This is a genomic window from Solibacillus sp. FSL W7-1324, assembly GCF_038008025.1.
Taxonomy (GTDB): domain Bacteria; phylum Bacillota; class Bacilli; order Bacillales_A; family Planococcaceae; genus Solibacillus.
Window position 1 is genome coordinate 361,562 of sequence record NZ_JBBOYH010000001.1, and the last position, 15,247, is coordinate 376,808.

Sequence of the window (15,247 nt, forward strand, 5' to 3'; positions counted from 1 at the left end):
GGAAAAAGCTGGTGCTGGGCGGCTGAAAGTTCTAATAAATCTTTAAATGTTCTAATATATTTTTATTTGTTCTAATAAATTTTCGATTTTCTAATATATCCCGCGCTTCTTCTAATAAGTGTCCCCGGTTGTCTAATATCGCTTTCTGATGTTCTAATATCGAGTCGGCATTGACTAAAAAACCAAAATTTCTTCTAATATAAGTTCCTTTCAAGAGGGAACACCGTTTATTACCATGAAGCGGGCCAGGACCGAATACAAATCACCCGTGCCACCAACCGGTTTTACAATTGATATAGACTAAATATTGATACTCGCCTTTGCCATCCTTTTGAATAAACAGTTCATAATAAGAATTTCTATCATACACTAAACGGATTTTATCATTTTTCGAAACGAATTGTTCCTTGATTTCGGCGATGGCCTTTGCTTTTACACCCGGCGCCCAAGCAGATGGATGTTCAAATTTTAGCTCATGTGTTGGAACATATGCATATTTGCCATTGTACTTAATTTTTGACCATCCATACTGATCAGCTGATGATGCGTCTTCCTGATCCGTACCGATTGGAACACCGCCGTATACTTTTACAGAAGTTTTCGCTTTAAGTTTACCGAGCGTTTTATAGGATTCGCCTGGTGCAGATTTTACAAGTATTGTTTTCTTTGCAAAAGCTTTTTCAAAATCAGCGGCTTGAGCATTTTCATTGTTCATGACAAAAAGGCTCCCTATAAAAACAAGGGCCATTATTAAAATTGTTAAGTTTTTCATCTTAAATTCTCTCCATTCAGCGGTTTATTGGATATAATATCGCCTCTTAATAATAGGAAATGGTTTTGGAGAAAGGGTTACAAAAAAGTTACAGTTACTATACTGTGGTCAGAAATTCATGAATGCAAAAAGCGGTCCTCCCAAATTTGGGAAGGACCGCTTTAAGCTGCTTCAATAATTGTTATGAAGCTCTACGCATTGATTTCATGATAAAGCTTACAATGAATACAAGTATAATCGCACCTATTAGAGCAGGGAAGATATAGAAATCAGAAACTTTAGGTCCCCAACTTCCTAGAAGCATACCACCAATCCATGCACCAATAATACCTGCAATAATATTACCAATAATTCCGCCTGGGATATCTTTACCTAAAATAACTCCTGCAAGCCAACCGATAACTCCACCAATAATTAAAAACCAAAGAAAACTCATAATTTTCATCTCCTATTTTTTATTGTAACTATTTCGCGATAGTGTTTTATAACCTTTATTCAACACTTTAAAACATAAAATGAAAAAAAGTTACAAAAGTCTTATAGAAGATAGCGATTATACACGTGAATTTTTGAGAAATAGTTAGTTATTCAAAAGGGTTTCCAATAATCTCAGCTGTTGTTCGAGCTGAAAATACGCTTGTTCTGCCTGTTCGAGTGTAACCAGTTCAAAATGGAGTGGTTGTTTCGGTCTAAGCTGTGCAACTTTATGTAAATCGGCCGAAATAATTTGAGCGATTTTTGGATAGCCGCCTGTTGTTTGTCGATCTGCCATCAGTAAAATAGGCTGTCCGCTTGGAGGGAGCTGAATTGTCCCAATTGTAACGGCTTCAGAAAGCAAATTAAATGGTTTTTCCAATGAAATTACATTTTGTCCTTCCAGCCGGTAACCCATTCGATCGGCTTCAAGCGAAATTGTATAGTGCTGTTCGATGAAGCGCTGCTGCATTTTAGGGCTGAATTCATGCCATTCGGTCCCTTTTAATAGGCGGATGTGCTTTCGTTCATAAAACTGATCTGTGTTTACTTGATATGTATGATACGGATTGAACGATTCTTCATAAGAAATCAAATCATTCACTTGAAGCGTTCGTCCAAGAAAACCACCAAAGCTTGCTTTTATATAAGTACTGCAACTGCCGAGTATTTCCTCAACAGAAAAGCCGCCCGCAATACATAAATAGCTTCTTGCGCCGTTTTCAATGGCACCGCATTTTAATACATCACCTCTTCTGATGGGGATTACTTTATACATCGGGACCGGGTTATCGTTAACTGTTGCGTGCATTTTTCCGCCCGCCAATACAATTGCAGTCGTTTTCAGAAATTCGAATGTGCCGCCAATTAATGTCATTTCAATTGCTGCTTTATTGTACTGTTTCAGTAGGACATTTCCGATACGAAAAGCGACTGCATCCATGACACCACTTACAATAACACCGTATTGCTGATATCCCGTACGCCCTGCATCTTGAACAGTGCTGAACAATCCGGGTTTGATTACTTTTAGCATGAAGGTCCCTCCTTAATAGCGACAAAGCGTATACGGTCACCTGCTCGCAGTAGTGACGGCGGATTTTGTTCCGGTAAAAATAATGGTGTCGTCGTACGACCGATTATTTGCCAGCCTCCTGGTGTTGAGAGCGGGTAAATGCCTGTCTGCTCACCTGCGATACCGACTGAACCAGCCATAATTTCAAGTCTTGGTATAGCCCGGCGCGGTGTAGCGATTCTTTTGTCCATCCCGCCTAAAAACGGAAAACCTGGTGCAAAGCCGAGCATGTGGACAAGATATTCCTGAGATGTATGGATTGCAATGACTTCTTCAGGTGTTAGGCCGTTGATGTCCGCAACCTCGTTTAAATCGGGTCCATATTCACCCCCGTAAAGTACGGAAATCTCAATTAACCGGCTTTCATGGGGAGCTTCCTGATGTTGATGCTCAAGCAGACTCTTAATATAATGCTGAACTTTTTCGGCGCTCGTTGTATTATGCTCCTGGTGCAAAGATTTCCGCACTGTAAACGGGTCGTAATACACACAGAAGTTTGTATAGCTTGGCACAATTTCCATTAGTCCCGGGAATGGATGCTCCTGTAAAATCGCAATTGCCTGCTGGATTTGCTGGTGGGTTTGTTCATTAATCGTCGAACTGAACTGAACGAACAGTGCTTGGTCGCTAAGTTGTTTAAATTGCAGTGCCGGCATTGAAATGTCACCTCATTATTGGAATGAATCCTTATGTATGGCATGATAATAGCATAACATTCAGATAATTCCAAAGTTGGGGGAGACATTATGTTTCAAGTAGATATTAATTGTGATTTGGGAGAAAGCTTTGGACGCTATAGGCTGGGGGAGCAAGAGGAGATTCTTCGTTATATTACGTCCGCCAATATTGCCTGCGGATTTCATGCAGGAGATCCGTCTGTCATGCGTGAAACGGTAGAGCTTGCGATTAAGAATAATGTACAAATCGGTGCGCATCCAGGACTACCGGATTTAAACGGTTTCGGGAGAAGAGAAATGAAAATCTCATGGCAGGAAGCATATGATCTGGTTGTTTATCAAATTGGTGCACTACAAGGTTTTTTGACGGCAAAAGGCGCGAAGATGCAACATGTGAAACCGCATGGAGCGCTTTATAATATGGCGGCGGTAAATGAGGAGCTTGCCGATGCTATCGCAAAGGCTGTTCATGATGTATCACCGGAACTTCTTTTATATGGTTTGGCATCAAGTCAGTTAACGGCTGCCGGTGAAAAATACGGCTTACAAACAATCCATGAAGTATTTGCGGATCGTACATATCAGGCGGATGGTACATTAACATCCCGCTCTATGAAAAATGCGCTCATTACAGATGAGGCAAAAGCGATTGCTCAAATTATTGAAATGGTGAAGGAGGGGACCGTTACCTCTGTTCATCATACGAAAGTGGCATTGCAGGCTCATAGTATTTGTGTACATGGAGACGGTGAACATGCCGTGCAATTTGCAAAACGCGCACGTCTGGAACTGGAACAGCAGGGGGTAGCGGTTAAAGCATTTAAGTGAGGATTAATTGATCTCAATTGGGGATTAAGTGTAAGAATTTGAGGATTAACCCAATAAAAGTGAGGATTAATTACTCTTAATTGAGGAATAAGTTCAAGCTTATGCAAAAAAGAGTGGCGATTATATATCGTCACTCTTTTTAAGTCACTTTTAATGATACGGCAAAATTTCAGAAACGGTTAAAAATTCATAGCCTTCCTTTTGTAAGTAGGCAAGGACAGGCTCCAGTCCATCTGCTGTAGATTGGTGGATATCATGCATTAACACAATCGCGTTATTATGCAATGCCTCTTTCACCATCGGGAACAGCTTTTCTGAATCGCGGTATTTCCAGTCAAGTGTATCAATCGTCCAGTTGACCGATTTACATGGAATCGTGTTTCGCACATCATCATTAATCGCCCCATAAGGAGGACGGAAAACAGTTGAATTTTCACCCGTCGCATGGATAATTGCTTCCTCGGTAGAATTGTACTCCTTTTCAATTTCAGCTGGAGTCATTTTCGTTAAAACAGGGTGTGACCACGTATGATTACCGAGTTCATGCCCACTATCCAGCACTTCACGTACTAAGCCCGGATAATATTGCGCCCGGCTTCCAAGCATAAAGAATGTAGCCTTGGCATTGTATTTTTCCAGAAGCGCTAAAATTTGTTTCGTTACTTCCGGGTGTGGACCGTCATCAAATGTAAGGGCAATCCGTTTTTTTGATGATTCCTTATCAATAGGAATAATCGTATTTTCGGATTGCATCGCTATTTGGAAATCAGATGCTAAAAGCGGGTTGATGAATGATAAAGGAATTTCAACTACCGGTACATCTGCTTCCGGTTTTGCCACTTCACCTTCATTAAAGTAAATGAAAAGGGATTCATCTTTCAATGCAAAACGTTTAAATAAACGCCATTTTGGCTCGGTAGCGAATGCGAGCTCCTTTTCTAATACATACTCTTTATAAGCTGGACTTTTAAGCATTTCCGATTGGATATGAGCAGCAAAAGTTTTCAGGCTTTCTAAATCCTCATTTAAAAGGTCGCGAATATCAAACAAATCGCCTGTTTCATAATCAATGAGAAATGTTTCAATCATTGTTTGCTTCTCTTCGGTAGTTAAAACCGTATTATTCGTTAAAACAAAGGAGTAATAATGATCATGCTCGAATGTTTCAACAGTTATCGTAAGGTCGCCTGTTAACTTCTTTGAGTCCTGCTGCAGGCGCATCATGCTTATGTAATATTGCTTTGATTTTTCTATATATGTCGTTACCGCGCTATTAAAAGCTTCATAATCCGTTAGTGGATATTGAACGGTATAGGGCATTTTCTTGTCATCTGACTGGTCAGTGACAATTTTTATTCCAGGGAATTTTGATGCTTCCTCTGTGATCGTATGTTCTTTAGCGGATGTTTTATCGGTTTGCCGGAAAATCGGGTCATCGCTTATAAAAGTTAAAAACACGATAATGGCACCTAAAACACCGATCGCGCCAATAAGAAGTAAGTCAATCCAAGGACCACGCCGTTTTCTGTAAGGGTTTGTCATGATGTACCGGGTTCCTTTCTAATTGGGATAATCTATTATCTGTTTCCAGAATGAAAGTCATTGTGAATTTTAAGGAAATACACTGTTCTGTCAGCATAAATTGTACGAAAAAAGACTGTTATTTTCCGATTGCTTCAAGTAATATGAGCTAAGAAGTGGAAGGGGGTCCCTTGAATGAATGCTGAAAATACGGAACTGGCGCTCGACTGCTTTTTGCTTGCAGGTCGTATTATGATTGAAAGCGGTGCTGAAACGTATCGAGTGGAAGATACAATGCTCAGAATGGCCCGTTCTCAAAATATGATGAATGCACAAAGCTATGTGACGCCGACAGGTATTATTTTCTCTCTAGGTAAAACGCAGCCTACACAAATTACATCGATTCCAACACGAATTACGGATTTACATCGAATTGTGCTTGTAAACAATGTTTCACGTAAGCTTACATCTCAAATGATAACATTAGAGCAGGCGTATGACGAGTTAAAGAAGATAGAAAAAACAAATTATTTCCTCCCGATTTTTGTTCAAGTTTTGGCGGCATGTTTAGCGAGTAGTGCCTTTTTACTGCTGTTTAAAGGGACGATTTCGGATATCCCGGCAGCCTTTGTTGCAGGTGGTGTCGGCCTGTATATTGTGACGATTCTTCATAATATGACACGTGTTAAATTTTTCTCCGAGTTTTTAGCATCGGTAGGGGTAGGTGCTGTTGCATATATCGCAGTACATTTTAATGTCGGTACGGAAATAGACAAAATTATTATCGGTTCGGTCATGCCTCTCGTGCCGGGTCTGCTCATTACGAATGCAGTCCGCGATTTAATGGCGGGACATTTCACGGCTGGGATGGCAAAAGGTGCCGAAGCCTTTTTAACGGCGTTTGCGATCGGTTCAGGTATTGCACTTGTGCTTTCGCTATAAATTTTTGGATCAATTCGGAGTGTGATCATTCCAAGGTATGATCGATTGGAAGGGAGCGTTCGTTGGTGGAGCATGTGTTAGTTCAAATCTTTATCAGTTTTATTGCGACCGCCTGTTTTGGTGTTATTTTTAATGCCCCAATTAAAACAATTCCGGCATGTGGTTTCGTCGGCGCTGTCGGGTGGGCGGTATATTATGTTCTGTTCGAAGGCGGACTGGATGATGTTCGCGCATCCTTTCTTGGGGCATTTGTCGTTTCATTAGTAGCATATTTCTTTGCGCGTAAATTTAGGATGCCGATGATCATATTTAGTGTTTCCGGAATAATTCCGCTCGTACCGGGAGGCATTGCATACAGTACGATGCGCAATGTGATGGAGCTTGACTATATTGCAGGGCTGGAAAATGGAATCCGGGCATTTATGATTTCGGGCGCAATTGCGATGGGACTTGTATTTGCGGAAGTCATGATGCAGATTATCCTGCGCTTAATGAGAAAAGGGAGAACTTCGATTCAATCTTTTACAAAAGTAAAAAAGAGAAGCTCGTAAAGCACTGAATATACAGTTGCCTTACGAGCTTTTATTTATCCTAATAATGATGAAATTTCTTCTGTAGAGCTTGGTTTGCTTACGTAGTAACCTTGGATGACCTCGCAGCCGATGCTTGTCAGGAACTGCATTTGTTCTTCTGTTTCCACACCTTCTGCAACGACCGTAAGATTCATTGATTTTCCTAGCTGTACCATACCGTTTACGAGCTGCTGGTTTTTTTCCGATTTCAGCGAGCGGATAAATGTCTGGTCGATTTTTAAAATCGAAATCGGCAGAAGCTGCATGTAGCGGAACGAACCGTAACCTGTACCGAAGTCGTCTAGCGCAAAGACGATGCCTTCATTTTCAAGTGTCCGCATTTGCTTAATAATGCCTGTTTCAGCTTCAGCTTCCAATGCAAACTTTTCGGTAATTTCGATTTGCAGTAAATTCGCCGGGCATCCAGTACGTTCAAGTGTTTCCAAAATGGACTTGGCCATATTTTTATCACGGAACTCGCGTACAGAAGAGTTGATACTCACTTTGATCGGATGGCCCGCATTTTTCCATAGGACCGCTTGTTCACATGCTTTATCAAGCATAAACGAACCGATATTATTAATGAGACCTGTCTCTTCCGCGATAGGGATCAGTTCATCAGGCGAAACAGTGCCGATTTCTTCATCATCCCAACGGACTAATGCCTCGACAGCAGTAATTTTACCGCTTCTTAAATCAAGTTGAGGCTGGTAGAGAACATGCAGGTTTTTCTGATCTAATGCAAGCAGTAATCGTTTTTCGACAATCGATCTGCGGTTTAATGCAGCATGCGAAGATTTTGATAAGGAAACGATGCTGTCACCGCCCGCGCTCCGTACAGAAGCGATCGTAGCCAAAGATGCCTTCATCAATTGGGAGAATGTTATTTGATCTTCCGGGAAGCGTGTAATCCCGCCGCTTAATGAAAGTGGTACTGCTACGTTACCGTTGTATATTGGATTTTGCTGTAAATAATTAAGAAAACCTTGTGTAAACCATTCTGGTAATGGTGTAATCACGACAAATTCACTTTCATTAATACGAGCCATCGTACTATCCTGGAAATACATTTTCATGCGCTTCGTAAATTCTAAGATAAGGGACTTTTCGGCTACGCCATCATGTAAATCCTTAATTGTATAAAACTTATCGATACTTAAGTAAACGAATGAAAAATGGCGCTCTTCTTCAATCATTTCCCCGATAATTTGTTCGAGACGGTGGACATTCATCATTCCGGTTTCTGTATCGATATAGGCGATTTTTTCCAGTTGGAACTGGATATTTTTTTCGTTTGTAATATTACGCTCAATTAGCAAATACTCGTTTTTTTCAGATGTTTGACCCAACATTGGTATGGCTGTTAAATGTACCCAGTAAAGCTGCTCATCCTTTGTCAATTTCTCAACTTCACCTTGCCATATTTGTCCGTTTTGCAACGTTTTCCAAATCTCCAGCACAAGCTTTTCCGATTCAGGATTTTGCGGGAACAATTGCCACAATGTTTTACCGATAACCCGTTTCGGTGTCCAGCGGCTTGTTGTTAAAAATGACTGGTTTGTTTGAGTAATAAAGCCGTCCTGGTCAAGTGTAACAGTCATGAATGATTGGTGAATCCCATTTTTAAGGTCGACTAAATGCTGCTGTTCTTCATCCATCAAACGAACTTCATCATTTGGAATACAAAGAACAGAAATTGCCTGCTCTTTCGCAAAGACTGTCGGCTTCGTATAAAGGGTGCATGTTGTGGGAGATTGCCCTTTTAGCGAAAGAGGAATGTTGTGTAAACATAACGCTGCCGAACTTGTTAAAATGGATTCAATAACATCATCACCTACTTCTGAGAATAGCGTGTCATGTATGGAATTCCCGATTAGTTCTTTTGTCTCTTTTGTCGGATAGTCTAAATGATGGAGATTTCCATGAACGAGTGTACCATTAGGTAAAAGTACAAAAGAAGGGAAAGGGGTATCTAGTAGCGGCTCAGTACTAGTAGAATAGATTTGTTCTTTTGTCATAAGTTAAGTCTCCTTAATTAATTGATTCATTATTGCAATTATAATTAAATAACCTCGTTTAGTCATTTAAGATGAATTTTTATTTGAAAAAAATAATCATGCATAGGATTATTATACCTTATTATTGGGTAATAAGTAGTTAAAATTATGCATCTTTACTAGAAAAATTGTATCATGAATTTGTTTTATTTTTAATGAAAATAATATTTAAGAAAAGAGAAATTTAACGGATTTAGGCGTGAGTATTGCGTTACTTCAATAGCTTTACTAAAATAAAGAAATTATAGTAGTTAGAATTGGAGTAGAAAGAATGAATTTATCGGCAATAACAGTGTCGTTTCCTTTAGATGAAGAAACATATGAAGAAGTACAGCAATTATGTAAAACTGCGGCCGTTTGTGATGGCGTACTATTAAATCAAGTCATGAATTTACCGATAGCAAAAAGCTATGAAATGCGAGGATTTTATGTTCTTGTATATGATGATGAAAAGAATTTGCTTGTCGGAGCAGGTACTGCAGTCGATTTAATGGGGTTAAATACGTATGAATGGTCAATGCTCGTTGCACCGATGTATCGTCAACTTGGAATCGGAAAAGCGATATTGAACGTGCTGAAAGAAGGACTAATGATGCGTGAAAGTGAAGGGGAGCTTGCATTAATCATGGAAGGCTCGCATTATGGTAAAGAATTTCTTCAAAAGAACGGGTATTTATACAGCTTTTCCGAAGCCACATTGGAAGCCCAGGCGGAAGTTCTGGCAAAAGAAGGCCCTGTTACTTTACGCCCGTTCATGCAAAAGGACACGGAAGCACTTGTCTCGATTTTCAGCGAAGCGTTTGGTGATATTCGTGAGGAATCGCTGGAACTGATTGAATTTAATACAACGACAGAAGGCCTAGTTATGTGGACAGCTGAAATAGACGGGGAAGTTGTTGGAACCGTGACGACCCGTAAAGAAGGCGAAGTACAGTGGATTACGGCATTTGCGGTATCCCCGAACAGACAGCGCCAAGGAATCGGCACGCAAATTTTAAATTTGGTGAAAGACTATGCGCTTCGGTCGGGTGACAAAACCATTTTACTCGATGTGGAAGTCGAAAATATGGCAGCCCTTCACGTATATGAAAAAGCCGGCTTTATGAAGTCATCCCAGCTTGATTATTACATTTATATTGGATCGTAAGCGAGAAGATTCAACGGCTTACAAAGTAAACGTTCAGGATTATCTGAGCGTTTTTTTTATGTGGAAAAAGAACGGTTATGAATGGTTTATTCGTTTTCAAGAGCCTTTAAACATGAATAAGTCGTATGGAATTATAGTTGAATTAAACAATTTTCAAGGAAGGGGGGATATTTTGAAAGTACTGATTGTTTCAATGTCTACATTGTTTATTGAAACATTACAAATAGCGGTTCGGGATAAGCGACCTGCTTGGCAAGTAGATACTTATCCTATTCAAGCGCCTATATTCAATCAAACATTACTAAAACTAATTAAAGAACAGTGCGTTGATATTGTGGTGATTGAAACAACAAACCAGCATTTCGCACTGATCATTGAAAGCTTAAAGAAAGTGGAGGGTCCCGAAATAGATATCATGCTCCTTGTAGATTCTAGAATGGGTGAGATTTACCACCACTTAAAGAATGAAGAGCGCTGGGCAAGTGTCACAAAAAATACAGGGCTGGACGAATTTTTATTACTAATGGAATCGTTTAAAAGTAACACACCACATTTAGTTGAAGTTTCTTTAAAAGAGTTGGATAAAAAAATTCTAAAAGATTTAGCGGTAGGCCATACATTTGAATTTATTCAGCGTACAAGAGGATTGACGGCCGAAGAAATCGATCAGGCTCTTTACCGGATTACGACCTATTTTAAAGTCCCGAATTATATTGAGTCGATAAGTAAAGCATTTGAGCAGAAAATCATTGCGTATTAAACCTATAAGGAGGCAAAAAGAATGAAAAACATTTTAAGGGCTGTTGTGGGAGTAGTTATTGGAGTCATCGTAATTTCTATTGTAAAGATGTTCAGTTAGGAAGGAGCGTTGCATAATGACATTTCAGATTCAAAATTTAAGTAAAAGTTTTGGCAGTAAAAAAGCGGTGAACAATATTTCAATTCACTTAGAAGAAGGGCAAATCCTCGGCATGCTAGGTAGAAATGGCGCTGGAAAAACAACAACCATTCGAATGATGTTAGAACTGATTCCTAAAGACAGCGGACAAATCTTATGGAAAGGAAAGCCTTTCTCCAAGAAAAATCTAAAAATTGGTTACTTACCGGAGGAACGTGGACTATATGCAAAAATGAACGTTTTAGATCAGATCATCTACTTTGGTATGTTGGAAGGTATGAGCAAAAAAGAAGCGAAAAGAGAGGCCCTAAAATGGTTGGAGAAGCTTGAAATCTCTTATGCAGCTAAAAAGCGTACCGAACAATTATCGAAGGGGAACCAGCAAAAAGTACAATTAATTACTGCTATTATACATGATCCGAATTTTATCATTTTAGATGAACCGTTCAGCGGGTTAGACCCTGTGAATGCAGATATGTTGAAAAGCGTTGTAAAAGAGTTGATCGCTAAAAAGAAAACCATTATTTTCTGCAGTCATCAAATGGAACAGGTTGAATCGTTTTGCAGCCAAATCTGTATTTTAAAGGACGGCAACCTGATTGTTTCTGATGAATTAGCGAATGTTAAGAGTTCCTATGATTACCGCTACTTGGAACTGGAAACATCAGCAGCAGATTTAAAGGATTACCTTATGCTTAAACAATACGACTTTACTGAGGAAAACAACCGCTATAAGCTACGGATTCCAAGAAGCGAAAAAATATATCAGCTCATCCAGGAGTTCGGAGAGAAGTTCGAGCTGCATGGAATTTCATTAAAAGAACCGAGCCTGCATGAAATTTTTATCGAGCGGACAGGGGGAGATGTCATTGCGTAATTTCAGCATTGTGTTCAGCACCGTGTTCAAAGAAGCGATTAAAACAAAAGCATATGTATATATTACGCTCGGTTTGCTCGTATTAAGTGTATTGCTCTTTGCATCCCCAACGATATTTAGTATATTTGCGAAGGATAGCTCGGGAGAAACCTATAAACTCGTCAATCGAACATCACTGGAAATTTCCGAACAAGAATTAGCTAAAGTAGATTGGAACGTTGAGATTTTAAATGATGCAAGGATTGAAAGTTTAAAAGAAGAGATTAAATCAGAAGAACTGGCAGGCTTTTTTGTTTTGGAAAATCAATTAGATGAGATGCAGCTGAATGTTTTTATGCCAAAAGTGAACAATGAATTCCTTCTCAGGATAGAATCCTATATTGAACAAAAGAGAGTGGCATCTATTGTAGAAGCTCAATCTATTCCTCCGACGGTTGTTCAGGCACTAAACGCCCCTTTACACACAAGCTTTGTATCATTATACGAAACAGAGCCGAATGCCTTACTTATTATTTATGGATTGATTGCCATTATGTTTTTGGCCATTTCCACATACGGGAATAATGTTGCAACAGCTATTGCATCTGAAAAATCTTCCCGAGTTATGGAAGTCATGATTACAAAAGTAGCACCAGTTCCAATGATGTACGGGAAAATTTTAGGGATTGGTTTAGCAAGCTTAATGCAATTATTCATCTTTATCGGGGGCCTTCTCTTATGGGCGAAATTGGGTATTTTTGAGATTCCTGAAGGGTCGTTTGTACAGACTGTAATTGAGACAATAACGTGGGGGACTGCCGCATATATTCTTATTTTCTTTATCATCGGGTATTTCACCTATGCGACTTTATTTGCAATTGTTGGGTCAATGGTAAGTCGTCCGGACGATTTATCAAGCGCCACGATGCCAATTGTAATTTTATTGATGGTCAGTTTAACAGTGGAAATGTTGTTTGTTATGGATTATCCGGAAGGCACTTTGACAAAGGTAACATCATACATCCCATTTACAGCACCAATGAGTGTACTGATCCGAATTGTCTATAATACGATTGCCCCGGCAGAAATTATTATTTCATTGTTTGTTATGATTTTATTTATTGGGTTGTTTGCCGGTATAGCTGCGAGAATCTATCCAAAAGGTGTTTTAAAATCAGATAGTTTAACATTAAAACAATTAATTCAATTTAAATTATAGCTGTTCCAAATTTTATAATGTTTTAAGAGTTTTCTCAAAAGCTATGTCTCTTTTGGGAAGACTTTTTAATTTTAGCACTTAGTATATAATGGTTATAAAGTAAATTTATAACGGAGTGTAAATGAATGGACGGACTAACTATTGATGTGATTATTTTATTTCTCGTTCAATATTTGATGGTACTATTTTTTAACACATATGTTTTAGACTTGGCATGGTCAAAAAAACAATTACTAATGATTGCATTAGTTATATTTATACCAACTTCTATATTGTTTCCGTTTATTGGTGCCCTATCGATTCTATACTATGTAGCAGTTTTGACATGGATGATTTATCGAAAAACCCGATTGGTTATTGATATTTTCCATTCGTTAGTATCCCTTATTTTTTTAGTTATTTCGGATAATTTCTCAAGTATAGTGACTTTCCATCTGTTTGGTGACGTCAATGAACAACTGACACAATACAGCTTTATTTCCTTATTCATCATATTGGGCAGCCTATTTGCTTATTGTTATAAACGGATTGCAAGATTAATCAATCGATGGGTATTCCATCGTTATGTCTCCTATATACTCGTGTTCCTTGGTGCTGTTGCAGTATTATTTATGTACATCAATATTATGAAAATTGATCAGGGGAATTTTAATGAGAGCGTCCAGGATAATTTGGTAATGTTTTTAATTTATTTAGCATTACTGACAATCAGTATTTTTACTATTGTCTTTTTGGCGTTTAAACAATTCAAATTAGAGCAACGTGAACAGGAGATAAACAACTTTGAATCCTATGTTGCATCGCTTGAGCAAATTAATCAGGATATGCGCAAGTTTAAACATGACTACATCAATATTTTATCTTCTTTACGTACATTTATTGATGATAAAAACTATGATGGTCTCCATACATACTTTTACGACCACATATTAGAAGCGAGTTACCAGGAACAGTTAAATCAGCACTCCATGATGGTATTGAATAACCTGAAAATCAATAGTTTAAAAGGATTATTAACAACAAAGATTTTACAAGCTCAATCCCATCAAATTCCGTTACATATTGAAATCGTGGAAGAAATTAATGAAATTCCAGTTGACCCCATTATTTTAAACCGCATGGTAGGAATTCTGCTGGACAATGCTATCGAAGCAGCACGAGAAACTGAGGGTGGGGAAGTACGTGCAGCCTTTATTCATTTAAATGAAGCGGTTTTATTAGTTGTAACGAACAAATTTAATGAATCAGCAAATATAAAAGTACATGAAATTTACCGGGAAGGCTTTTCCACAAAGGGAGAAAATCGAGGTCTAGGCTTAGCTAATTTACGTCAAATGAAAAACAATCTACAAAATGTTAGTTTAAATACAAAAATTAGCCCGCCTTATTTTATTCAGGAAATTGAGTTTAAAAAGGGGTAGATGAGATGGATATAGTTATTTGTGAAGATGATCGATTTCAAATGGAAAGAACGAAAGAAATAATTGAGAACTATGCAATGATAGAAAATAATGGTATGAAAGTAGTACTAGCAACTACTAATCCTCATGATGTGGTATCTTTTTTACAAACTGAGAAGGCAGATTGTTATTTTCTAGATATAGATTTAAAAGACGAGATTACTGGTATTACGTTAGGGAGCAAAATTCGAGAGGATGACCCAATTGCTAGCTTAGTGTATATTACAACACATGCGGAAATGAGCTTTCTTACCTTTATTTATAAACTGGCAGCATTAGATTTTATTATTAAAGATAATCCTGAAGTATTAAAGGAGAAGTTGTTGTCCACTTTAAAGGAAGCTTATCGGCGTTATTTAAAATTAGGTGAACAAGATAATATTCAAAAACTGCAGATCAAAACTGCTGGACGTACTTATAACATTGATTTTCAAAATATCTATTTCTTCGAAGCTTCCCCGGACTCGCATAAAGTGATCTTGCATTTGGAAAATGAACACATTGAATTTTATGGACGTTTAAAAAATTATGAAGGACTCCATCCGGATCTTTACCGCTGCCATAAATCTTTTATTGTAAATAAAAGCAAGATAACAAACATCAATTTAAAAGAAAGATCGATTATGCTAGATAATGGGGAGCTTTGCTATGCATCTGCAAGGCTTATTAAAGGTTTGATAAAGTAACGAACTTTAATGGCAATATAAAAAAAAGCACCAATCGCATTCAATGCATGCGCTTGGTGCTTT

15 protein-coding genes are annotated in these 15,247 nt (G+C 38.4%); 9 read left to right on the plus strand and 6 right to left on the minus strand.

Features of this window, described 5'->3' with window-relative positions; translation table 11 throughout:
- Positions 1-262: 262 nt before the first annotated feature.
- From MKY71_RS01780 to pxpB, 4 genes are all read right to left on the minus strand, one after another.
- Entirely contained in the window at positions 263-772 is a 510-nt protein-coding gene (locus MKY71_RS01780; RefSeq protein ID WP_340731398.1) for an SH3 domain-containing protein, read from the minus strand.
- 181 nt (positions 773-953) lie between these two features.
- Positions 954-1,208, minus strand: coding sequence for a GlsB/YeaQ/YmgE family stress response membrane protein (locus MKY71_RS01785; RefSeq protein WP_339174940.1), 255 nt, complete (start codon positions 1,206-1,208; stop codon positions 954-956).
- Positions 1,209-1,352: 144 nt separating this feature from the next.
- Entirely contained in the window at positions 1,353-2,282 is a 930-nt protein-coding gene (locus tag MKY71_RS01790; protein WP_340731399.1) for a 5-oxoprolinase subunit C family protein, read from the minus strand.
- Positions 2,276-2,977: a 5-oxoprolinase subunit PxpB gene (pxpB, locus tag MKY71_RS01795; protein WP_445265733.1), complete on the minus strand. Its 702-nt coding sequence runs from the start codon at positions 2,975-2,977 to the stop codon at positions 2,276-2,278. Before pxpB ends, MKY71_RS01790 begins: the two co-directional genes overlap by 7 nt.
- A 90-nt stretch (positions 2,978-3,067) precedes the next feature.
- Here pxpB and MKY71_RS01800 point away from each other — a divergent pair, with 90 nt between their 5' ends.
- Entirely contained in the window at positions 3,068-3,826 is a 759-nt protein-coding gene (locus tag MKY71_RS01800) for a LamB/YcsF family protein (RefSeq protein WP_340731400.1), read from the plus strand.
- A 150-nt stretch (positions 3,827-3,976) separates the two neighbouring features.
- On the opposite strand, the gene MKY71_RS01805 is transcribed toward MKY71_RS01800, so the two are convergent.
- Complete coding sequence (locus tag MKY71_RS01805) at positions 3,977-5,368, minus strand: polysaccharide deacetylase family protein (protein ID WP_340731401.1); 1,392 nt, start codon at positions 5,366-5,368, stop codon at positions 3,977-3,979.
- 174 nt (positions 5,369-5,542) lie between these two features.
- Between MKY71_RS01805 and MKY71_RS01810 the strand changes: the two genes are divergently transcribed.
- Positions 5,543-6,289 carry a threonine/serine exporter family protein gene (locus tag MKY71_RS01810; protein WP_339174945.1) on the plus strand — a complete coding sequence of 249 codons (747 nt, stop codon included), beginning with the start codon at positions 5,543-5,545 and terminating at the stop codon, positions 6,287-6,289.
- Positions 6,290-6,354: 65 nt separating this feature from the next.
- A complete protein-coding gene (locus MKY71_RS01815) occupies positions 6,355-6,840 on the plus strand; it encodes a threonine/serine exporter family protein (protein WP_339174946.1) in 486 nt (161 codons plus the stop codon).
- Positions 6,841-6,875: 35 nt separating this feature from the next.
- On the opposite strand, the gene MKY71_RS01820 is transcribed toward MKY71_RS01815, so the two are convergent.
- Complete coding sequence (locus MKY71_RS01820) at positions 6,876-8,879, minus strand: sensor domain-containing protein (RefSeq protein WP_340731402.1); 2,004 nt, start codon at positions 8,877-8,879, stop codon at positions 6,876-6,878.
- A 310-nt stretch (positions 8,880-9,189) separates the two neighbouring features.
- On the opposite strand from MKY71_RS01820, the gene MKY71_RS01825 reads away from it, so the two are divergent.
- From MKY71_RS01825 to MKY71_RS01850, 6 genes are all read left to right on the plus strand, one after another.
- Complete coding sequence (locus tag MKY71_RS01825; RefSeq protein ID WP_340731403.1) at positions 9,190-10,065, plus strand: GNAT family N-acetyltransferase; 876 nt, start codon at positions 9,190-9,192, stop codon at positions 10,063-10,065.
- Positions 10,066-10,237: 172 nt separating this feature from the next.
- Positions 10,238-10,825: a glycosidase gene (locus MKY71_RS01830; protein ID WP_339174952.1), complete on the plus strand. Its 588-nt coding sequence runs from the start codon at positions 10,238-10,240 to the stop codon at positions 10,823-10,825.
- A gap of 115 nt (positions 10,826-10,940) precedes the next feature.
- Positions 10,941-11,840: an ABC transporter ATP-binding protein gene (locus tag MKY71_RS01835; protein ID WP_339174954.1), complete on the plus strand. Its 900-nt coding sequence runs from the start codon at positions 10,941-10,943 to the stop codon at positions 11,838-11,840.
- On the plus strand, positions 11,833-13,038 hold the full coding sequence (locus tag MKY71_RS01840; RefSeq protein WP_339174955.1) for an ABC transporter permease: 1,206 nt from the start codon (positions 11,833-11,835) through the stop codon (positions 13,036-13,038). The genes MKY71_RS01835 and MKY71_RS01840 overlap by 8 nt, the downstream gene beginning before the upstream one ends.
- A 125-nt stretch (positions 13,039-13,163) precedes the next feature.
- The gene (locus MKY71_RS01845; RefSeq protein ID WP_339174956.1) at positions 13,164-14,459 is read left to right on the plus strand and encodes a sensor histidine kinase; all 1,296 of its coding nucleotides are present in this window, start codon (positions 13,164-13,166) and stop codon (positions 14,457-14,459) included.
- A gap of 5 nt (positions 14,460-14,464) precedes the next feature.
- The gene (locus MKY71_RS01850; protein WP_339174958.1) at positions 14,465-15,184 is read left to right on the plus strand and encodes a LytR/AlgR family response regulator transcription factor; all 720 of its coding nucleotides are present in this window, start codon (positions 14,465-14,467) and stop codon (positions 15,182-15,184) included.
- Positions 15,185-15,247: the final 63 nt, after the last annotated feature.